The sequence below is a fragment of the Bacillus sp. AFS031507 genome (assembly GCF_002584635.1).
Lineage (GTDB): Bacteria > Bacillota > Bacilli > Bacillales > Cytobacillaceae > Neobacillus.
Genome location: NZ_NUOW01000024.1, coordinates 220284 through 241271 on the forward strand (window position 1 = coordinate 220284; position 20988 = coordinate 241271).

The 20988-nt window shown below is 37.8% G+C and carries 23 protein-coding genes; 11 read left to right on the top strand and 12 right to left on the bottom strand.

What is annotated here, in order from left to right; translation table 11 throughout:
* Nucleotides 1–100: 100 nt before the first annotated feature.
* Entirely contained in the window at nucleotides 101–1561 is a 1461-nt protein-coding gene (gene katA, locus COE25_RS21170; protein ID WP_098934014.1) for a catalase KatA, read from the bottom strand.
* A 402-nt stretch (nucleotides 1562–1963) separates the two neighbouring features.
* Here katA and COE25_RS21175 point away from each other — a divergent pair, with 402 nt between their 5' ends.
* A complete protein-coding gene (locus tag COE25_RS21175) occupies nucleotides 1964–2167 on the top strand; it encodes a hypothetical protein (protein ID WP_088086848.1) in 204 nt (67 codons plus the stop codon).
* Nucleotides 2160–2357 (top strand): YwbE family protein, encoded by a 198-nt coding sequence (locus COE25_RS21180; protein WP_098934015.1) that lies wholly within the window; start codon nucleotides 2160–2162, stop codon nucleotides 2355–2357. The genes COE25_RS21175 and COE25_RS21180 overlap by 8 nt, the downstream gene beginning before the upstream one ends.
* Nucleotides 2358–2590: 233 nt before the next feature.
* On the opposite strand, the gene COE25_RS21185 is transcribed toward COE25_RS21180, so the two are convergent.
* Together COE25_RS21185 and COE25_RS21190 are read right to left on the bottom strand one after the other, a co-directional pair.
* Nucleotides 2591–2791, bottom strand: coding sequence for a cold-shock protein (locus tag COE25_RS21185; protein ID WP_088086846.1), 201 nt, complete (start codon nucleotides 2789–2791; stop codon nucleotides 2591–2593).
* 122 nt (nucleotides 2792–2913) lie between these two features.
* Complete coding sequence (locus COE25_RS21190) at nucleotides 2914–3669, bottom strand: Cof-type HAD-IIB family hydrolase (RefSeq protein WP_098934016.1); 756 nt, start codon at nucleotides 3667–3669, stop codon at nucleotides 2914–2916.
* A gap of 216 nt (nucleotides 3670–3885) precedes the next feature.
* On the opposite strand from COE25_RS21190, the gene COE25_RS21195 reads away from it, so the two are divergent.
* The 3 genes from COE25_RS21195 to COE25_RS21205 are packed head-to-tail and all read left to right on the top strand — an operon-like array spanning nucleotide 3886 to nucleotide 4850.
* Nucleotides 3886–4152, top strand: coding sequence for a spore germination protein (locus tag COE25_RS21195; RefSeq protein WP_088086844.1), 267 nt, complete (start codon nucleotides 3886–3888; stop codon nucleotides 4150–4152).
* 20 nt (nucleotides 4153–4172) lie between these two features.
* Nucleotides 4173–4415: a spore germination protein gene (locus COE25_RS21200; protein WP_088086843.1), complete on the top strand. Its 243-nt coding sequence runs from the start codon at nucleotides 4173–4175 to the stop codon at nucleotides 4413–4415.
* Between the two features lie 12 nt (nucleotides 4416–4427).
* The gene (locus COE25_RS21205) at nucleotides 4428–4850 is read left to right on the top strand and encodes an Hsp20/alpha crystallin family protein (protein WP_098934017.1); all 423 of its coding nucleotides are present in this window, start codon (nucleotides 4428–4430) and stop codon (nucleotides 4848–4850) included.
* 64 nt (nucleotides 4851–4914) lie between these two features.
* On the opposite strand, the gene COE25_RS21210 is transcribed toward COE25_RS21205, so the two are convergent.
* Entirely contained in the window at nucleotides 4915–5217 is a 303-nt protein-coding gene (locus tag COE25_RS21210) for a heme biosynthesis protein HemY (RefSeq protein ID WP_088086841.1), read from the bottom strand.
* A gap of 374 nt (nucleotides 5218–5591) precedes the next feature.
* On the opposite strand from COE25_RS21210, the gene qoxA reads away from it, so the two are divergent.
* Genes qoxA through qoxD form a run of 4 tightly spaced genes read left to right on the top strand, consistent with a single transcriptional unit; the run spans nucleotide 5592 to nucleotide 9408 of the window.
* Nucleotides 5592–6554, top strand: coding sequence for a cytochrome aa3 quinol oxidase subunit II (qoxA, locus tag COE25_RS21215; RefSeq protein WP_088086840.1), 963 nt, complete (start codon nucleotides 5592–5594; stop codon nucleotides 6552–6554).
* Entirely contained in the window at nucleotides 6544–8520 is a 1977-nt protein-coding gene (gene qoxB, locus COE25_RS21220) for a cytochrome aa3 quinol oxidase subunit I (protein ID WP_088086839.1), read from the top strand. The genes qoxA and qoxB overlap by 11 nt, the downstream gene beginning before the upstream one ends.
* On the top strand, nucleotides 8510–9115 hold the full coding sequence (gene qoxC / locus COE25_RS21225; RefSeq protein ID WP_088086838.1) for a cytochrome aa3 quinol oxidase subunit III: 606 nt from the start codon (nucleotides 8510–8512) through the stop codon (nucleotides 9113–9115). Before qoxB ends, qoxC begins: the two co-directional genes overlap by 11 nt.
* Nucleotides 9115–9408: a cytochrome aa3 quinol oxidase subunit IV gene (gene qoxD, locus COE25_RS21230; protein WP_088086837.1), complete on the top strand. Its 294-nt coding sequence runs from the start codon at nucleotides 9115–9117 to the stop codon at nucleotides 9406–9408. The genes qoxC and qoxD overlap by 1 nt, the downstream gene beginning before the upstream one ends.
* 72 nt (nucleotides 9409–9480) lie before the next feature.
* Here qoxD and pssA read toward each other — a convergent pair whose 3' ends face one another.
* The 4 genes from pssA to COE25_RS21250 form a co-directional block, all read right to left on the bottom strand.
* A complete protein-coding gene (pssA, locus tag COE25_RS21235; protein ID WP_251026664.1) occupies nucleotides 9481–10107 on the bottom strand; it encodes a CDP-diacylglycerol--serine O-phosphatidyltransferase in 627 nt (208 codons plus the stop codon).
* A 94-nt stretch (nucleotides 10108–10201) separates the two neighbouring features.
* The gene (locus tag COE25_RS21240; RefSeq protein ID WP_098934018.1) at nucleotides 10202–10873 is read right to left on the bottom strand and encodes a phosphatase PAP2 family protein; all 672 of its coding nucleotides are present in this window, start codon (nucleotides 10871–10873) and stop codon (nucleotides 10202–10204) included.
* 193 nt (nucleotides 10874–11066) lie between these two features.
* Nucleotides 11067–11855: a TerC family protein gene (locus COE25_RS21245; protein ID WP_098934019.1), complete on the bottom strand. Its 789-nt coding sequence runs from the start codon at nucleotides 11853–11855 to the stop codon at nucleotides 11067–11069.
* 296 nt (nucleotides 11856–12151) lie between these two features.
* Nucleotides 12152–13684: a carboxypeptidase M32 gene (locus tag COE25_RS21250; RefSeq protein WP_098934020.1), complete on the bottom strand. Its 1533-nt coding sequence runs from the start codon at nucleotides 13682–13684 to the stop codon at nucleotides 12152–12154.
* Between the two features lie 271 nt (nucleotides 13685–13955).
* On the opposite strand from COE25_RS21250, the gene COE25_RS21255 reads away from it, so the two are divergent.
* Complete coding sequence (locus COE25_RS21255) at nucleotides 13956–16022, top strand: peptidoglycan D,D-transpeptidase FtsI family protein (RefSeq protein WP_098934021.1); 2067 nt, start codon at nucleotides 13956–13958, stop codon at nucleotides 16020–16022.
* A 58-nt stretch (nucleotides 16023–16080) separates the two neighbouring features.
* Here COE25_RS21255 and COE25_RS21260 read toward each other — a convergent pair whose 3' ends face one another.
* The 3 genes from COE25_RS21260 to COE25_RS21270 all read right to left on the bottom strand — a co-directional run bounded on the left by COE25_RS21260 (nucleotide 16081) and on the right by COE25_RS21270 (nucleotide 18616).
* Nucleotides 16081–16515 carry a (2Fe-2S)-binding protein gene (locus COE25_RS21260; protein ID WP_098934049.1) on the bottom strand — a complete coding sequence of 145 codons (435 nt, stop codon included), beginning with the start codon at nucleotides 16513–16515 and terminating at the stop codon, nucleotides 16081–16083.
* Nucleotides 16516–16575: 60 nt separating this feature from the next.
* Nucleotides 16576–17409 carry an FAD binding domain-containing protein gene (locus tag COE25_RS21265; RefSeq protein ID WP_098934022.1) on the bottom strand — a complete coding sequence of 278 codons (834 nt, stop codon included), beginning with the start codon at nucleotides 17407–17409 and terminating at the stop codon, nucleotides 16576–16578.
* A 193-nt stretch (nucleotides 17410–17602) separates the two neighbouring features.
* The gene (locus tag COE25_RS21270; protein ID WP_098934023.1) at nucleotides 17603–18616 is read right to left on the bottom strand and encodes an XdhC family protein; all 1014 of its coding nucleotides are present in this window, start codon (nucleotides 18614–18616) and stop codon (nucleotides 17603–17605) included.
* Between the two features lie 151 nt (nucleotides 18617–18767).
* On the opposite strand from COE25_RS21270, the gene COE25_RS21275 reads away from it, so the two are divergent.
* Entirely contained in the window at nucleotides 18768–20138 is a 1371-nt protein-coding gene (locus COE25_RS21275) for an MFS transporter (protein WP_098934050.1), read from the top strand.
* 88 nt (nucleotides 20139–20226) lie between these two features.
* Here the strand turns inward: COE25_RS21275 and trhA are convergent, their stop codons facing one another.
* On the bottom strand, nucleotides 20227–20877 hold the full coding sequence (gene trhA, locus COE25_RS21280; RefSeq protein ID WP_088086830.1) for a PAQR family membrane homeostasis protein TrhA: 651 nt from the start codon (nucleotides 20875–20877) through the stop codon (nucleotides 20227–20229).
* Nucleotides 20878–20988: the final 111 nt, after the last annotated feature.

Sequence of the window (20988 nt, forward strand, 5' to 3'; positions counted from 1 at the left end):
TTGGAAATTAAAACACAATAAGTAATAACCTTAATCCTCTGAATTCACTATATGAAAAAAGACCGCTCAACTAAATGAACGGCCTTTACTAGTTTAATAGTTACTTTACCTCTTGAGGAATAGCTAGATTTAACCCTTTGGCTACTTTCTCACCATATTCTGGGTCTGCTTTGTAGAAATGTTGAATTTGACGAAGCTTTATGTCATCCCTCTCAACTGGCTTCATTGCGCCTACAACTGTTTCAATTAAGCGGGCCCGCTCCTCTGCAGACATTAAGCGATATAAATCACCGGCTTGTGTGTAGTGGTCATTTTGATCATAGGCCACTTGTTCAGCAAGTCCATTAACCTGGAAGGCAGTTTGTTTATGTTCAGGTTCTTCCTTTGGTCCTCCAAAACTGTTTGGCTCATAGTAAACCGAACCACCACCATTATTATCGGAACGCATCGCACCATCACGTTGATAGTTATTTACTTCTACCTTCGGACGGTTAATTGGGAGCAAATTATGATTCGGTCCTACACGGTACCGGTGGGCGTCCGAATAAGCAAATAGTCGGCCTTGAAGCATTTTATCTGGCGAAGCCTCAACACCAGGGACCATTGTTCCAGGAGAGAATGTGGCCTGCTCGACTTCTGCAAAATAGTTTTCAGGATTACGGTTGAGTACCATACGTCCAACCTCGATTAATGGGTAGTCCTTATGTGACCATACCTTTGTGACATCAAACGGATCGAAGCGATATGTTTCAGCATCTTCAAATGGCATGATTTGAACATGGAGCCTCCATGCTGGGAAGTCACCCTTGTCAATTGCATTAAATAAGTCTTCCGTATGGTAATCAGGATTATCACCAGCTAACTTACCAGCAAGCTCTGGTGCCATATTCTTAACACCTTGCTCGGATTTAAAGTGATATTTGACCCAAACTGCCGCTCCATCCGCATTTACCCATTTAAAGGTATGGCTGCCATAACCATTCATATGTCTTAGTGTTGCTGGAAGTCCTCGGTCACCCATTAAATAAGTAACTTGATGTAAGGATTCAGGTGACAGTGACCAGAAGTCCCAAACTGCGGTTGGATTTTTCAAATGGGTTTTAGGATCTCTTTTTTGAGTATGAATGAAATCAGGAAATTTAATCGCATCGCGAATGAAGAAGACTGGCGTATTGTTTCCTACTAAATCATAGTTTCCTTCTTCCGTATAAAACTTAACAGCAAACCCACGCGGATCACGAACTGTATCCGCTGAACCAAGTTCACCTGCTACAGTTGAGAAGCGAATAAACATAGGTGTACGTTTTCCAACGCTATTAAACAATTTTGCTTTTGTATATTTTGACATATCATTGGTCACTTCGAAATAGCCATGTGCTCCGGCACCTTTGGCGTGGACAACACGTTCAGGAACTCTCTCACGATTAAAGTGTGCCAATTTATCTAGTAAATGTACATCTTGAATCAATGTTGGTCCACGTGATCCAGCCGTCATAGAATTTTGATTATCACCGACTGGTGCTCCATTTCCTGTTGTTAAGTGTTTGTTACCATTACCCATTTGATCACCTCGTAAACTATTTTTTTTTAAAGCTTAAACAAATTATAATATAAATCTTATTAAAATCAATATTAAATTATAATTAATATAAATTAATATTGATTATCACTAAATTAACATGTACCCACTATTACATAGGTATTAAAAATAAAGGACGTTATTCCAAAAATGAGAAATAACGTCCAAAAAATTTTTACTTTTATGTTAGTAAGCCCTTAGTTGTGATTGAAATTGTCCGCGGACGTCACTCATGTTCATTCTACCATATTTTAGTATGATTGATTAAAAGAATATTTTAAAGAATATGAACATTTTAAGGCAAGTTAAAGAATTAATGGTTAAATTTTAATTTGGACGAAAATAGCTTATAATGTAGTTAACACTTTATTAGGAGGATTTTTTATGAGTGATTTAAACCAAACCAATCCACAGGAAGAACCGAAGAAGAAAATTAGTCTTCAAGAAGCGATGAAACAGCAGTTGGAAAATAAGAAAAACAAAGCGGCCGGAGGAAATTCAAGCTTAAATAGCTCACAGGCAACTAAAAAGCTACAAAGCCAGCAGACTAAAAAGGTAAGTAATTCACGGAGAAAAATGGGTGTCTAGTTGTCAAAATAGAGTAGACATTGTCCCAGGAACTTTAGTCAAAATAGTCCTAAAAGCAGATCAAAGAAGCGGGAAACTCACTGAGGGGACTGTTAAGGATATATTGACCAAGTCAAGTTTTCACCCTCATGGAATTAAAGTGCGGCTGACGGATGGACAAGTTGGCAGAGTCAAGGAAATAAATCGTTAAATTAACCCTCTACATTTAATTGTAGAGGGTCTTTTGAATATGGCGCAATTATTTTTCATTGACTGTGAGGATGCTTTTTTTTCACTTTAGGGTAAATTGAATAACCTTTCATTTACCGTCAGAACACATTTTCCCTTTTTACGGTCAATGGAATTCCCTTTCATTGACCACAAGACACTTTTTCGCATAAAAAAAACAGACCCATTGGCTGGGCCTGTTTTATCGGCGGGTCATTATGCTTTACGGACGTTTACTGCTTGTGGTCCACGCTGACCACTTTCAATTTCAAACGTAACCTCTTGACCTTCATCTAATGTTTTGTATCCTTCGCCTTGAATAGCTGAGAAGTGAACAAATACATCTTCTCCACCTTCACGCTCAATGAATCCAAAACCTTTTTCACCGTTAAACCATTTTACTTTACCATGTTCCATTTTTGTAGCCTCCTAGCATGTAACAATTACATGTAAATTGCAAATTGACTTGCCTAATTATTTTTACCCATTTATGGATTGCATATACCAAACTAATTCCTAAAAATTTTATCGTCCATATTTTATTTTGACAGCACCCATTTACGGATTGCCTGCGCTACACCATCTTCTTCATTGGTTGCTGTTACCCAGTCCGCAGACTCCTTTACCGTATCCTGAGCATTTCCCATCGCTACACCCAAACCAGCAGCTTTGATCATTGCTAAATCATTAAGGCTATCTCCTACGGCCATAACATTTTTCATTTCCAAACCCAATCGGCTGCAAACAATCCCAAGTCCCTTTGCTTTATTAATTCCAGCTGGATTTACTTCAATGTTTTTCAGGGTTGAATTGCTTAATTCAAATTCACCTTTAGCCTGTAATTCATTAAAGATTAGTGCTCTTGTTGCGTCATCATCGATATTAAAGCCAAATTTCATCCATTCCAGTGTATGTAGGTCAGCCGGCATTTCATTATGCCAATTACGCTCGGTACTTATCGCCCAAAATTTTGTGTTATGCTGTTGAGATAACCCCCACATCCACTCAACCAGCTCCGATTTAACCAAATTCCTTTCCACTAGTTCCCGTTTCTCATCCCAAATCTCACTTCCATTTACCGTTACCAAATATGAATTTAGCTCCAATGAATCAGCATGCTCTCGACTAGTAATCACAGAACGTCCAGTACTTAGTACGACAAAAACTCCTTTGTCCTTTGCTGCTTTAATTGCCTGGCGATTTGCTTCCGATATCTGGCCTTTATTATTTAATAGTGTGCCATCCATATCAAGTGCTACTAATTTGATTTCAACATCATTTTTAAAATTATCCATATGTATTAAAGTGCTCCCTTCTTACATTTCCATCTATAAGATTAACACCATTACTAAAAATTAATCAAATAATTAAGTTTACATAATATATTTACGGTAGACAAAGAAGAGTCAAGTGAAATCCAAAACATTTCTAATACAACAACCATTAAGTAACAAATAGGCACACCATCGCATATAGTACCCATAAGCCAAAGGATAGAAAGGTGTTTAAAGATGCCATCGGTTGTAATCAATTTATATTATTTAAAAATCAATAGTATTTCGGGTAATGGTTCCATAACTATAGGGGAAGCATCTCATAATAGTCCCACTTCCAATACTAAATCGCAAGGAATTAATGCTTCATATGGAGACACTTCACCGACTGAGGCAATGATGGAAAACCTATTAAATGATCCTGACGTCAATGATCAAACTTCAATTGGAACTACTGATGTTGCAAATGTAAATAAACCCATTCAACCTGTACTACCAATCTAACATTATAGGGGTTATATGATATGCCATTTCAAATAAATATTTTAAATTTTAAGATTAATGGAGCTACGCAAAACGGAAATGTTGATATAGGTCCCACTGTGCATAACAGCCATACTGCCAATAGTAAATTTGTCGGAGCAAATTTTTCTTTAGGTGATTTTTCACCTGCTTCTTCTCTTATGAACTCAGGCAATATAGATCCAGATATTAGTGATCAGGATCAAATAGCTAACCCTTCTATGCCTATCGCCAATCAAATTTAAAGGAGTAGTAAGATGGATATAGAAAAAATGAGAAAATGGCTAGAGATTACAAATGAATATAGAGAGAGCAATTTTTGGTCTAGTGTACTTAAGCAAAAACATCCTGATGAATTTTTTAGAGAAGCGGTATGTAATCCAAAATTTGATATATATCAAAATGAAAATTATTACTATATTATTTTTGAAATACCTGGAGTAAATCAAGAAGATCTTTCAATTAACTTAATCACAAATACACATTTAAAAATTAATGGCAGAATAAAGCCGGTTCTACCATTTGAAATGGAAATGAAAAGAGAGCGAATATATGGTGATTTTGAACGTGTAATTGAACTTCCAGAACCAACATATGTTCATTTAATGCAAACACAAATTTATAATGGACTACTTCATATATCATATCCTCGAAAAAGTGTGTTAAATAATTGTCAATAGAAAGAAAAGAAAATAGTCACCAAAAAAAAACGCAGTGAACTCACAAGCGTTTTTTCTTGTTTTATTAATGGTGATGATGAACGCCCATTGTTGGGTTGGTAATTAGCCATTCTTCTTTTGGTAATTGGAAATATTGAATCCAGATATTATTTAATGTCGGATCATTTTTATCAAGAATAAAGTCAATTTCTTTATCACTTGTAACCACTACATCGTTTTCTGTTGGTGTATCAAGCTTTAAATCATAATGGGCGTGGTCCCCGTGGATACTTGTCACATATACTCGAAACAATTTCCCTTGTGCCTCTTCTTGTTCCATCATTTTCTTCAATGCTTTTGCTGCATTCCGATTAACTTTTACCTTCATTTTTTGCTCTCCTCTATCTATGTATTCCTTTATATTATCCCACTTTAAATCCAAAATAGACAATGTTTAGCTTTGAAACAACAAAAGTCATAAATGCACTTTTTGTAAAATCAACTTACCTAATTTTTCCTAGTAAGGGATTTTAAAACCTTAACAAATTTGTCACAATTTAATCCAAAAACCTATATTAACATCACAGCAATGTTGATAATATAGATTTTAGGAAATACATACAGACTAATTAATATTAAATGATAATTAATTTAAATTCTTACATCTTTTACAATGAAGGAAGGAATTAGTCTTGTTTTGTTTGTGAATGAATTCACGATAATCATATCAAAAAATGAACATTCTAGAAGGGAGAAATATTCATGTTTAAAAAAAGCTACATCATTCCACTGTTAGCTTTAGTACCAACTTTACTTTTAAGCGGCTGTACGAATATGGTCGTCTTTGATCCAAAAGGCCCTGCCGCACGTGACATTCTAGAATTAATTAACTGGTCACTTATTTTTATGCTGTTGGTGGTTGTTGTTGTGTTCGGTTTATTTGGATATATCATTTGGAAATATCGTGCGAAACCTGAAAATGCAGATTACGAACCGCCTGAAGAACACGGAAGTACAAAATTAGAGATTATTTGGACTGTCATTCCTATTCTGATTGTCATTGCTTTAACGATTCCAACTGTTAAAACAATATATAAATTAGAGAAAGTACCTGCCGGGTATGAAAATAAAAAACCTATTACCATTAATGTAACATCAGCTGATTGGAAGTGGATTTTTAGCTATCCAGAACAAGGGATCGAGACAGTGAACTATGTGAATATTCCTGCTGGCACTCCGGTACAGTTTAAGTTAACCTCTGCTGGTACAATGCAATCCTTCTGGGTTCCTGCTTTAGGTGGTCAAAAGTATACCATGAACAAAATGGAGACAGAGTTGTATCTCACAGCAGACAAGCCTGGAGAATTTCTAGGTAGAAATACAAACTTTAACGGCAAGGGATATGCAGAAATGGAATTTACAGTTGAAGCGAAATCCCCGCAAGCCTTTGAAAAGTGGGTTAAGGATGTCAAAGATACTGCCCCTAAGTTAACAGAAAAGAAATACAATCAACTTCTAAAACCTACACACTTAGGTCGTGAAACATTCCTTGGAACTCATCTAGCCTGGGTAAATCATGCTGATATGAATTCTAAAACTTATACAAATCCTGAATTGTACGAAGTACATGGCGTCAAAGGAAAGATTTTTAAAGAGAAAGAAACAAATGGGCATTCTATGGACATGGGCGAAAAATCAGATGGAGGTGAGCACGATGGGCATTAATTGGCATGACTTTTTTATTGTCGGCAACCCATTAATACTAGGTTCTCAGATTGCTATTCTATTAACAATGATAGGAATTGTAGCAGGGGTTACCTATTTAAAGAAATGGAAATGGCTTTGGAGAGAATGGTTAACAACCGTTGATCATAAACGAATTGGGATTATGTACATCCTTTCTGGTGTGCTGATGTTTTTCCGGGGAGGCGTAGATGGTCTTTTAATGAAGGCTCAAACCTCTCGTCCAGAGATGAAATTTTTAGATGCGCAGCATTACAATGAAATTTTTACCACACACGGTGTGATCATGATTTTGTTTGCGGCAATGCCATTATTAATTGGTTTAATGAACGTGGTAATCCCGCTGCAAATTGGCGCGCGTGACGTGGCATTCCCTCAACTTAACGCTCTAAGCTTCTGGTTGTTCTTTAGTGGTGCTATGTTGTTTAATATTTCGTTTGTTATTGGAGGGTCCCCGGATGCCGGCTGGACAGCCTACTTCCCTCTTGCAGGTAAAGAATTTACTCCTGGGATCGGAAATAACTATTACGCTATTGCCCTGCAAATTGCCGGGATTGGTACGTTAATGACAGGAATTAATTTTATCGTAACTATCTTAAAAATGAGAACTAAAGGTATGACACTAATGAAAATGCCAATGTTTACTTGGACTTCATTCATTGCATCTGTCATTATTGTGGCTTCCTTTCCAATTTTCACTGTTGCACTTGCCTTGATGACCTTTGACCGGATCTTTGGAACGCACTTCTTCACCTTAAGCGGTGGCGGTATGGATATGATGTGGGCCAACTTATTCTGGTTATGGGGTCACCCTGAAGTATATATCGTTGTTCTTCCAGCATTCGGGATGTTCTCTGAGGTTATTTCAACCTTTTCTAGAAAAATGCTGTTCGGTTATAAATCAATGGTATTCTCCATTGTTGGAATTGCGTTATTAAGTATGCTTGTTTGGGTTCACCACTTCTTTACGATGGGAGCCGGACCAGGAGTCAACTCTGTTTTCTCCATTACGACGATGATGATTGCTATTCCAACGGGTGTCAAAATGTTTAACTGGTTATTCACGATGAGAAAAGGTCGAATCGAGTTTACAACAGCGATGCTGTGGGCGCTTGCATTCATTCCTTGCTTTATCATTGGTGGTGTAACTGGGGTAATGCTTGCCATGGGTGCTGCAGATTATCAATATCACAATACCCTATTCCTTGTCGCTCACTTCCACTATGTGTTAATTCCTGGTGTTGTGTTTGCGGTGTTTGCCGGGTTATATTACTGGTGGCCAAAAATGTTCGGACATATGCTAAATGAAAAAATCGGTAAAATTCATTTCTGGTTCTTTACGATTGGATTTAACTTAACGTTTATGCCGATGTTTTTCCTAGGTTTAAACGGTGCTGTCCGCCGTTCATACACGTATTCAGCTGAATCAGGCTATGCACCATTATTCATGTTATCTACCATTGGCGCAGTGATTTTAGCTATCGGATTTGGTGCTCTTTGCTATAACATTTATTGGAGTGCACGCTATGCGGACCGTAATATTTCAAACGACCCATGGGATGCAAGAACCTTAGAATGGGCTACTGCTTCACCCCCTCCATTCTATAACTTTGCGAAATTACCTGAAGTGAAATCTGTTGATGCCTTCTGGTATATGAAAAAGGATAACGTAGGATTGACCCTGAAAGACGACGAAATTAAAGAAATCCATATGCCAAGTAATTCCGGCTTACCAATCTATATGGGGGTTATCTTTGGCATCGCCGGGTTCTTCCTTGTCTTTGAATGGAAAATTGCGGCTCTTGTAGCCACTGTTGGAATAATTATTGGGTTAATCATTCGTTCGTTCGATTATAACGATGGCTTCCATGTTACAGTTGACGAAATAAAGGAAACGGAAAAAGCATGGCGTAACGTCGATAAAGGGGGGAACAGCCATGTCGGCTAATGTAAACACAGCCTTACCACTCGAATATCAAACTGAACAGAACCGGATGAATATTCTAGGATTCTGGATTTTCTTAGGAGCTGAGATTGTCCTCTTTGGAACTCTCTTTGCGGTCTTTTCTGTATTAAATGCAAGGTATGCTGGTGGTCCCACACCAAAGGACCTTTTTGAAATAAAAGATGTAATGATCGAAACCATCCTTTTATTAACAAGTAGTTTTACTTGCGGTCTTGCGATCTATGAGATGCGTCGCCATAATCGTAATGGTCTATTATTATGGTTTATTATTACCCTTCTACTTGGTGCTGGCTTCGTATTCATGGAGATAACGGAGTTCATCCATTATGTTCACGAAGGAGCAACAATGCAAACTAGTGCTTTTCTATCTAGCTTCTTTGTATTACTTGGTACACATGGACTGCACGTGAGCATGGGTATCGGCTGGGCAACAATGGTGATTATTCAAATATTAAAAAGAGGTTTAACACCTGTAACTGCCCGTAAAACATTTATTATCGGTCTATATTGGCACTTTTTAGATGTTGTATGGATTTTTATTTTCACATTTGTGTATTTAGCAAGGATGGTGTCATAATGGCTAAAAATACCAAAGGGTTTCCACTTACACACGTGTTAGGTTTCATCATGTCATTAGTACTAACCTTTGCTGCACTTGGTGTGGCACTAAAAACCTCTCTTCCTTTTACAACCATCGTCTGGATTATAGGCACTTTAGCTGTAATCCAAGCTGCCCTTCAATTATATATGTTCATGCATATGAACGAAGGGGAAGACGGAAAATCCCAGATCATCAACGTCATCTACGGCTTCTTCATTGCCTTCGTAACCGTTGCTGGATCCATTTGGGTCATGTCGTTTGGAATGTAAGTATGGAAATAGAAATAGAAATAGGGTGTCAGGCACCATGTGAAAATTTCACATGGTGCCTGACACCCTTCTTTATTTTGGACTATTTTTTCTTTTGTTCCGAACTAATTGGTAGCCAATAAAAGCTATATAAAGCGGTATTGCTACGTATATGAAGTATGGAAAGCGGTGCTGTTCTTTTTTAAAGACAAGGTATATGGCGTATCCCAAAAATAGTGTGACGATAATTCCGTATTTTGGCAGCGGGATATCCTTTAGGCTAGGAATTTTAATGGTACTGACCATCAAGTAGCACAGAATAAAAAAGGCAAATGGAAGGATAATCGCTGGCATTTTCCCGTGGAACAAGGTAAGAAGTGTTAACAATCCACCTGCAGCCGTTATTGGGACACCAGTAAAATACTTATTGGATGATTTAACCGCATTAATATTAAAACGAGCTAACCGATAGGCACCGAATAAAGGAAATAGACCAGAAATGGCCATGCCTGCTACCCCAAATTCAGAGAAGTAGGAATAATATGCCATCATGGCTGGTGCTACCCCGAAGGTAACCACATCCGCTAAAGAGTCTAATTCTTTCCCCAATTCACTATCCACCCGTAACATTCTTGCAATTCGGCCATCCATGCTATCGAGCATCATCCCTATCAAAATTAAAATGGCTGCGTTTTTGTAATCCCCTTGGGCAGAATACATAATTGATAAAAATCCAAAAAATAAATTAGAAATCGTAAATAAATTAGGAATACTGTTTCTGATGATATGTATCACTCCATACTAATTAAGATAATCATGCAATACCCTTTTCTCTTTGTTTCTTCTTATTATAACGTTTCTCTTGGTAATATTGAAAAAACAAAATCGCCGTTGTAATCCAGAACCCACTTGCAAAATAGCCGCCAATTATATCGCTTGGATAATGGACACCTAAATAAATTCGACTGATTCCAATTGCTAAAATCATTACCATGCTTACGGAAATTAACACACCTCTGCCAAACCTGCTTGGAATATGACGCCATAATAAAAACGAAAGAATCCCATAAACCGTAAAAGCATTCATCGCATGTCCACTTGGAAAACTATAGCCTTCAATATCAATTAAACGATGGAAATCAGGACGGACTCTTTGAAAAAACTGCTTTAAGATACCATTTAATATCGCAGATCCCGTGATTGCCGCAGCAAACAATATTAATTCAAAGCGATGATGAAGTACTTTATAGAGAAAAAATAACAGAAAAAGACTAAGAACAATGACAAAAGGGGCAGAACCAATAAACGTAAAAAATTTCATCACATTTGTAAGAACCAATGTTTCAGACCCTTGGACCATATCAATTACGGTACGGTCAAAATGGATGATTTTCTGATCACTTATTAATAAGGATATCAAACTAAAGCCAATTATGGAAACAACACTAATGCTAAAGGCAATAACAAGATACGTTTTTAAATTCATCAACTTAAACCTCTCAGGCAAATAGGATTTGTGATTGTACGATTAATAGGTGCTCTTAGTTTAAGCCTTAACTGTCTATACTATCACTGAGACTTTGAAAAGTATCTCAAAAATGTATATTCTTAGGTAGGAATAATAATATAAGGCAGACAATCATAGTCTGCCTTTTATAAGGCTTAAAAAGAAATAATAATTATAAAGTCTCTGGTTCTTTTCTCATTGGTTCTGTGCTGTTGTCTTTGGAGAAAAACCAACCTGCGGCAGCAATACCTACCAACACAACATAGAAGGTTACTTTCCATCCCATTGAATGCGCAAATTCCTCGCTTAAAATAGCCAATGCAGGATGTGATAAGGTGTAAACTGCTAGCTTCACACCAACCCAGCCAACAATCGTAAAAGCTGCAATTTCCAGACCTGGACGTTTTTCTAAAAGCTTTACAAACTGATTTGCTGCAAACCTCATAATAATTAGACCAATAATCCCGCCGGCGAAAATAACTAAGAATTTACCACCATCCAGACCACCGATATTTGGAAGTGGTGTGTCTGGTAAAGCAACTGCCATAGCGACCGCAGCAAGAATCGAATCAACCGCAAAAGCAATGTCAGCCACTTCGACTTTTAATACTGTCATCCAAAAGCTGCTTTTTTTTGATCCTTTCTTCTCCTCTTTATCCTCTGTTGCCTTCCCTTTGATTACCTTACGGAAAATATGATTTCCAGCCATAAACAGTAAATAAAGTGCCCCAATTGCTTGAACCTGCCATACATCAACCAGAAACGAAATCACAAACAAGGAAGCAAAGCGGAACACAAAGGCTCCTGCTAAACCATAAAATAATGCCTTCTTACGTTTTTCTTCGGGTAATTGTTTAACCATAATTGCAAGTACTAATGCGTTGTCGGCAGCTAACAGACCTTCTAATGCCACCAAGATAATTAACACCCAGCCGTATTCGAGTAACAGAGTTAAGTCCATGAATGTTTCCTCCTCAAAAGTTTGTTTTTTTTAAAATACTCCCTTACGCCATAAAAATAGGCCTTTACTGGTTACAGTAAAGGCCTAAAAAACCACAAAAAGACCTTTACAGTACAGTAAAGGTCTTGCTAACAACGTAAATGTTGCCAATAAAGCCGGAGAATTGAATTCTCGGAATGACGACTTTATTGTAGCAGCTACTCCCCTTTAAAAAGGAAATATTTAATTACTCATACTATAATATAATTCAAGTTTATTGTCAATGTGAGTTTGAATGTTTAATAAACTTAAATAGTTTACAATTCGTAAACCTCTGCATATTTTTTCTCAAGGTATTCGACCAGGTATTCGGCGTTTAATTCCTCACCCGTTACCTTTACAATCAATTCATTTGGGGTGTAAAGCTTCCCGTACTGATGAATATTTTCTTTTAACCAATCTTGAATCAGGTCAAATCTTCCGTTTTCGATATGATTGTAGAATTCTGGAAGCTCTCTTTGAATTGTCACGAGGATCTGCGCTGCATAGAGATTTCCTAATGAATAGGACGGAAAATAGCCAATACCGCCAAATGACCAATGAACATCTTGGAGTACGCCTTCTGAATCAGTACTTGGTGTTACACCAAGGTAATCCTGCATTTTCTGGTTCCAGACAGTCGGAAGGTCTTTCGCTTCGAACTCACCGCTTATTAATGCCTTTTCGATTTCATAACGAAGCATAATATGCAAATTATACGTTAACTCATCCGCTTCTACACGGATAAATGAGGGTTTCACACTATTAACCGCCCGATAAAATTCATCCACAGAAATAGTTTCGAGCTGTTTCGGAAAATACTCCTGCAGTTTAGGGTAAAAGTATATCCAGAAAGCCTTGCTGCGGCCGACCATATTTTCTAAAAACCTCGATTGCGATTCATGGATTCCGAAAGATGCCCCGCTTTGGAGAACGGATTCCTCATAATCAGGGTTGATATGCTGTTCATAGATTCCATGTCCCGCTTCATGAATTGTACCGAATAGTGCGGACCGGACGTTTCTTTCTAAATAACGAGTTGTTAACCGTACATCTCCAGTATTAACGGTTTGGGCAAACGGATGGACCGTTTCATCCAACCTGCCTGCCTCAAGGTCAAAACCAATGATAGGCAAGATAAAGCGATTAAATTCTTTTTGTCTTTCAATTGCAAACGATTGATCAAAAATTTCCGCCTGTGTCCGCTTTCCCTTTTGTTGAATACGTTCTAATAGTTTAACACTAGAATCTCTTAACTTGGCAAATAGCGGATCCAGTCTCTTTACCGTTAATCCAGGTTCAAATTCATCCAAGAGCGCATCGTATGGGTGGTCAACATATCCATATATTTCAGCAAATTTCCGTTTGTATTCAACGATTTTTTCTAAATAGGGCAGGAAGCTGGCAAAATCATTGTTTTCCCTAGCCTTTTCCCAGGCATCATTTGCCTGTGCTGTTAGAATGCTATATTCCTGAAAAAGGTCAGCAGGTATGCTCTTCGATTTTTGGTAGTACGCTCTATATTCTCTAACTTTTGCTTTTGTTACTTCGTCTAATAAATCAAAGTTGTCAGGAAGAGTTAGTTCAGCTAGCAAGTCGCCCATTTCCTGAGAGACAGAGAGTTTAAAAATTTCCGTCCTTAGTGTGCCAGTTGCCTTGGCAAAGATACTTCTACCTTTTTTCGGTGCCATGACCTTTTGATCCCAATCAGCCAAACCGATGATACTTGAAAAATGGGTGATTTTTTCATCCAAACTCTTAAATTGAGCTATTACCCTTTGTACAGCTGGATCAATCACTTTCTGTTCCATAATATACAGACCTCCTAATCAATCTCTTTTTCTGCTTCTAAAGATGTTCGTTCAAGAAAACAACCACATCCCAATTTATTATAAATTAAAATTTCAAATATGGGAAAAAATTAGAAATTTTTTTATAGACAAAAAATTCATAGAAACATAAATACTGTCGATAAATGATCCCATCAGTTAAAGAATTAGAACAATTTTCATACCATTATTTACAAATGGGTAGGATATATATGTAAACATTTTTGTTCTGTAAAAAGGATGTGCAGGCAATTTGGATAAACAGAAAAAGAAGAAGTCTCACTTCCCCTTTCGATTAAATATCATTTTTTTTAGTGTTTTTTTACTATTTTCTGTTTTAATCCTGCGGCTTGGCTTTGTGCAAATCGTGTATGGTGAAAATTTTAAAAGGGATTTAGAAAGAAAAGAAGATGTAACGGTCAGTAATCCTGTCCCAAGAGGAAAAATACTTGATCGGGATTACAGAATCATCGTTGATAATGTACCAAAGAATGCGATCAGTTACACGAACGAGGGATATAGCCAACAACAAATGCTTGAAACCGCTGAAAAATTAGCAAAACTAATCAATAAAAAAACAGATAAGGTCACCGAAAGGGATAAACTTGATTTCTGGATTATGAATAATCCTGAGCGTGCTAATGCCAAAATCAAAAAGAATGAAATGGAATTATATTATGCCAAAAAATTAACAGACTGGGATATTTATCAGTTAAAATTAGAGCGCATAACACCTGAAGAATTAAAGGAAATAGATAAAGATAGACTTGAGGTACTTGCACTTTATAAAGAGTTCAATAGCGGGTACAAATTTACAACACAAATTATTAAAAATGAAGGAGTTACCGCTAAAGAATTGGCCGTTGTGAACGAAAATCTGCAATCCCTTCCAGGGGTGGATACTACTACCGACTGGGAGAGGTGCTATGCTTTTGATCGAACCTTAAAGTCTGTGTTAGGAAAAGTCACCAAATCAGATGAAGGGCTGCCAGCTGAACAATTGGAATACTTCTTGGCTCGGGATTACAGCCGTAATGATCGTGTCGGCAAAAGCCAACTTGAATGGCAGTATGAAGATGTTCTTCACGGCTATAAATCAAAATTGAAAAATGTAACGGATAAAACAGGCAATATAATTGAAAATCATCCCGTATCAAAGGGAAAAAAGGGCAAAGACCTTGTCTTAAGCATTGATATGGATCTGCAAATGAAAGTTGATCGGATCATAGAGGAGGAGCTTTGGGCAGCTAAAAGATATCCTGGTACTTTTTTAACTGACCGTGCCTATGTTGTCTTAATGAACCCAAAAACAGGTGAAGTTTTAGCCATGTCAGGTAAAAAAATTGTCAGAAACAAACAAACTGGCAGAGTAGACATGGAAGATGATGCCCTCGGGACCTTTACCACCACTTATAACGTGGGTTCGACTGTCAAGGGTGCCACGATTTTGACTGGTTATAAAACAGGTGCGATTGGCCCCAGGACTGTTTTTAATGATAAAGGTTTAAAAATTCAAGCTACTCCTCTAAAAAAATCATATGCCTACTTAGGAAAATTAAACGAAATTAATGCCCTAAAATTATCTTCCAACGTTTATATGTTTCATACGGCAATTAGAATTGGAAAAGGTCATTATGAATATGATAAACCCTTAAATATTAGCGCGAAGGCTTTTGACACAATTAGAAACTCATTTGCTTCGTTTGGCCTTGGATCAAGAACTGGAATTGATTTACCAAATGAACAAACCGGATTTAAAGGTCAGAGCCACCTGCCTGGATATTTGCTTGACCTTGTGATTGGACAATATGATACCTATTCCGCCATGCAGTTGGTACAATATGTTTCAACAATTGCGAATGGTGGATATCGAATGCAGCCACATGTGGTCAAACAAATGCTCGAACCAAAGGAAGGGAAAGATGAACTAGGACCTGTTGTACAAGAAATCTCTCCAACCGTCCTTAACACGATTGATGTGAAACCAGATTGGATGTACCGTGTCCGATTAGGTTTTAAAAAAGTCATGCAAGAACGTGGTGGTACGGCCTATAAGTACTTCAGCACTGCGCCCTATTCACCTGCTGGTAAAACAGGGACAGCTGAAGCCTTTTATGACGGACCGGAGCGATATAGGTTTGGTAAAGAACCTCCTCCAGTAATGAACCTAAGCTTGGTTAGCTACGCCCCTAGTTCGAATCCAGAAATCGCCATGGCCGTTATTGTTCCATGGGCATATCAGGGAAAGAAAGACAACCGAGCAAACCTGAAAATTGGCCGCCGAGTATTGGACACCTACTTTGAGATGAAAAAAAAATAAATCATGGACGAGGGTGCCATAAAATGGCATCCTTTTTCGTTAGATCATTCCCCTTTTGTCATTTCTTCTTTAGCACGGATTTCAACGCACTTTCAATTTCTGCATAGCCGGTACATCGGCAGATATTCGACTCCAGCCATTCTTTAATTATTTGATCACCTGCTTCTGGATGCTTTCGTATTAACGAATGGCAATTCATAATAAAGCCGGGGGTGCAGTAGCCGCATTGAAAAGCAAAGTTTTCCACAAAAGCCTGCTGGATGGGGGTATTCTCCAACCCTTCAATAGTTATTACTTTCTTTCCAACCGCTTCAACGGCAAGCATTAAACATGATTTCATCGGCCACCCTTCTACATTAACTGTACATGCGCCGCAGTCTCCGTTTAAACAGCCCGGTTTTGCACCTGTCAACCCAAGTTTATTCCTGATCGCATATAAAAGTGTATCGGCAGACCGAACGGTTACACTTCGATTTTCTCCATTTATATTCATCGTAATTGTGTGAGATTTCAAGGTACTCTCCCCTCCTTTTTTTATTTTATCAATCTAACTTCATGTTCCATCCAACACTGCTAACACATCCATCAATAGATTCCGCAAAACAAATAGCCTATATTTTGCTGACCCTTCTACATCATCTAAAATAGGCTTTGGTAATTTGGAAACCCCCTCATCAATCCTTGAAACTACTGGCAGATCTCTTTTATTTAACGAAGCTTCCAGTTCTTTTGACCGAAATGGAAAAGGGCAAAAGCCACTGATTGCGACACGTACTTCCTGACCTATTTTTAATGCCGCTACGGTGATCAACGGATAGCCAGTATCCCACTGCTGACGACGCTTGAAACTAAAGAACGGTGCTTTGATAAACCGTGTTTCTGTTGCTAATTGAACGAGAAATTCCCCTTTTTTAAGTTGAAGCTTTTCTAAAAATATCTCATTGATTGGCACCATCTTTTTGCCTTCTGGACCGACTATTAAAACTTGGCTATCAGAAAGTAAAAATGGCAAAACAGCTTCCCGGTAAAAAATCCGAGCACAGATATTCCCTCCTAAAGAAATCTTCCCTCGAGCCGTATGATCAGCGACTTGACTGGTAGTTTTCGTTAATAATGGGAAAAGATTTGCTTCTTCTATTTTTGTAAGTGAGAGGGTACTGCCAAGCAGCAATTGTTCCCCACTAACCTGCATTACATTACATTCGGGGATATCCTTGATATCAATAACTGCTTCGGTATAGGCTAAATCTATTCTCCCAAGTGTAATTAATTCGGTTCCTCCCGAAAAGAACATCGGCTGCTTACCTTGCTGATCTAAATACTGATTTAAATCGACTGCTTCTTTCAATGAGGCCGGCTTATAATAATCAAAATCAATGGGAAGCATTATTTTTGCGCCTCCTTTGCTTTCCAAATCAACTTCTTTCCAGATACCTTATCAAGCGCCTCTTTGCGAATGACACTTTTCCCAATAATATGCAATTTCATCCCTCACCCATGATTAAGTGGATTTTATACTGAGTAAATCCAACTTATTATGGCTTATAACACTGTTATTACCTACTGAAGAACAATTCCACTTACTCGGGAATGGTCCATAGAAGTTGCACTCTTTCATGGACTGGCTTTCTCCACACCTCAATCAATTGAGCAACGATACTAACAGCGATTTCCTCAGGACCCTTTGCACCAATATTCTTACCCATAGGTGAATAAATCCAGGTTGGGACATTTTCATTTTTAAGCAGCCTTTTGGTTCTTTCCCGCGGCCCTAGTACGCCTAAGTACTTTATATGCTCATTGAGTACCTCCTTTAATATTTCTTGATCCCTCTCATAATGATGCGTCATGATGACCACATAATCATAGGGAGAAAAGGAAATTTGTTTCAAAAGCTTTTTAGGAAAGCCCAAATGGAGCTGCTCAGCTTTGGGAAAATATTTTTTTTGACAAATCTCTTCCCGCCAATCGCATACAGTAACTAAAAATCCTGTTTCCGCGGCAAGGTGAACAAGCGGTTTTGCGTCTGGTCCTGCCCCGAAGACTATGAGCCTTGGCCTTGGTTGATACGTATGTTGATAAAGGGAATCAGTTCCAGGTATGATTCCACTTTTAGATGTAAAGGCAATTTTAGGAATATCCCCTGACCAATTGCCAAACGGATCCCCTTCCTCCTCAATAAACAGATACTCCCCCAATTCATCGAGTTTTTTTAACATAATTACAGGTTTACATTTATCTAAGGATCTTTTTACAACAAAGAAATCCTCTGTTAATTTTTCAGAGACTGGCTCTAATAAAATATCAATTGTTCCATTGCAGCCATTCCCTTGACCCCAACTCATATCGTTTTCATCTGCCAAATTATAATGGAACATTTTTGCTTCTTGCTTGATGAAAACCTCTTGAGCTTTAATGGTCAAATCTGTTTCCAAACAACCTGCAGTTAACATGCCAAATTGCTTCCCATCTTCACAAAAAAGCATGGAAGAACCTTCTCTTTTATATGCTGATCCTTGAACACGAACAATGGTTGCTAATACCTTTTGGCCTGGTTGATCAATGACTTCTAAAATCGGATAAATATCATCCATAAGACTCCTCCACTTCATTCTCAAAAATTCCTATCTTATTTATATTAGTTTGGAGGCTATTCCTAGAATGATAAATTTTCAATGTGCCACTCATAGAAATAAATATATTGCAAAAAATAAACTGATTCTAAATCCAGCAAAGGATGAAGACATGAAAAAAAATCGTGCATTATTTTTAACAGCTGTCGCCTCTGGAACGATGTTAAATCCTCTTAATTCATCAATGATCGCCTTAGCATTACACAGTATACAGAAGGATTTTCAGCTTTCCTTTACAACCGTTTCGTGGTTGATATCCAGCTTTTATTTAGCAAGTGCAGTAGCACAGCCGGTTACAGGAAAAATTGGTGATATTTTTGGGCGAAAAAAAACCTTTTTAACGGGACTCATTTTAGTTGCCTTGTCAGCGTTTGGTGCACCTATGTCACATACCTTTCTCATGTTACTTGTCATGAGACTGTTTCAATCGATTGGGAGCAGTGCCATTTATCCAGCAGGGATGTCGTTAATTCGAGACCATATCAAAGAAAGACAGGCCTCAGCCCTTGCCGTATTATCAATTTTCGCTTCGGCAATGGTAGCACTAGGGCCTACCATTGGAGGTTTCTTAATTGTTTGGGGCAATTGGCCTGCCATCTTCTGGGTGAATTTCCCTTTTATTATCCTCAGTTTTCTGCTGGGGTGGTATATGTTTCCTAAGGACATCAAACAAGATAAGGCTCACATGAAAAAATTATTCTCCAACTTGGATTTTCTAGGAATCGGGTACTTCGCTGCAGGAATGGTATTCTTTTTATGGTTTTTGTTATCTTTTGAAGGAAAAATTCATTATCTGTCGGGAGTTGTTGGAATCATCTTTTTCGGTTTATTTGTTCTGAGGGAGTTAAGAGTCAAGGAGCCATTTATTGATATTCGTATTTTTAAAACACATCCAAAGCTTTCGATGGTGTACATCCAGTTCATCTTTTTGAATATCTTTTTTTATTGTTTATTTTTCGGGCTGCCCAGTTATTTTCAAGAAGGATTGGGTTTAAGCGTGGAAATGAGTGGCTTGTTAATGTTATTTATGTCTGGAATAAGCATTATTATTTCATCTGTAACGGGAAAATGGATCGACCGGGCCGGTGTAAACCTGCCGATTATGGTTGGCTCTTTTATATCGATTATTGGTGCACTAGCTTTTATTCTGTTTTTTGTAAATACTTCCTATTTGGGTATCGGGATTATTTTATCAATCATGGGGTTAAGCTATGGAATTGGAAATGTTGTTCTCCAAGTGGCCATGGTTAAGGAGAGTCCAAAAGAGATTATTGGGACAACATCCGGCTTATTTCAAACCTGCCGATATTTGGGCTCTATTTTATCCTCAATCATTTTAGGATTAATCTTTGGGAAAGAAGTCACTGCGGAAAATATGAAAATCATCGGGGAAGTTTTACTGTTCACGGGCATCATTAGCTTTTTAATGAGCCTATGGTTTTCTCGGGAGACATTTAACTATAGAAAAATGCGGCATGTTTAATCACACACTATTCGAATTTCTGTCCTCATGAACGCTCCATGAGGACAAATTTCGCTCTTTGATTCTGATTTCTGTCCTCATGAACAACTTAAGAATGAATCGGCAATACATAAAACAACACACAAAAAAAGTGAGCAACACTGGCTGCTAATACAAATAGGTGCCAGACTGCGTGGTGATATTTAAACCCACGCCAAACATAGAAAATGGCTCCGAGTGTATACAGTGCGCCCCCAATAGCTAAATAGGTCATCCCTTCCAGAGATAGATTATTCACTAATGGTTTCCATGCGAAGACAATTAACCAGCCCATGACCACATAAAGCGCCGTTGATGAAAAAAGGTACTTTTTCACAAAAAAGCATTTAAAGACGGTACCCGCAATCGCAAGTCCCCAAACGATTCCAAAAAGTGACCAACCTAGTGTTCCTTTGATTACGATTAATAAAAATGGTGTGTAGGTCCCGGCAATAAAAAAGTAAATAGACGAATGGTCAAAAATTTCAAAAATGTCCTTTGCCTTTCCTTCAGGAAAACTATGAAGCAAGGTAGATGACATATAAAGTATAAACATTGTTACTCCAAAAATCGTGAAGCTAACCACATGCCACACCGTTCCATATAGGGATGCATATACAATTAAAATAACTAAGGCAGAAATGCTTAATAGGGCCCCCACTCCGTGTGTGATGGAATTAGCTAGTTCCTCTTTTTTTGAAAAAGTATGTGTAGCTGCCAATAGAAAGTCCTCCTTTCAAGTAAAGCGCGATTCAATTAAATAGAAATGATATTCATGAAAATAACATGATTATCAAAGAAGGACAATGGACATTTGTCATCTACAAAAACT